The organism is Methylophaga sp. UBA5088, assembly GCF_002414625.1.
GTDB classification, from domain to species: Bacteria; Pseudomonadota; Gammaproteobacteria; order Nitrosococcales; family Methylophagaceae; genus Methylophaga; species Methylophaga marina.
In genome coordinates this window covers 58,466-58,866 of record NZ_DIAC01000074.1, presented here as the reverse complement: position 1 = coordinate 58,866, position 401 = coordinate 58,466, and the positions used below count along the sequence as shown (strand labels likewise).

Here is a 401-nt window from a genome sequence, read left to right as displayed (position 1 = left end):
TGTTTAAGGTCGTTATTTCAGTGGGTATATTTAAAACTGAGGCAAGTTCTATTACTCGCTGACGCATAATCCCTTCTATCCCGCTCTCATTCAGATTCGGTGTCAATAAATGTTCATCTTTGACCAGAAACAGATTACTCATTGTCCCTTCAACAAGCCGGTCTTGGTAGTCTAACATCAAGCCTTCTGCAATCGCGTCAGTAGACCATTCATTACGCGCTAGCACTTGTTCAAGACGGTTCAGATGCTTTATGCCAGCCAATAGTGGATTCGAAGAAAGTCGTATTGAACAGAGTTGAACTGTGACGCCTTCGGAATAATGAGTGGGATAGTCTGGTAAAGGATGACTGGCAATAATACGTTGGGGCAATGCATCCAGAGGCGGTTTATAGCCGCGCCCA

General features: G+C 44.4%; 1 protein-coding gene. It reads right to left on the bottom strand.

Translation table 11 applies throughout. From position 1 onward, the window contains the following. Positions 1–401: aminotransferase class IV (locus B4K20_RS09690; protein WP_289282725.1), on the bottom strand; the 401-nt coding region annotated here is incomplete at both ends.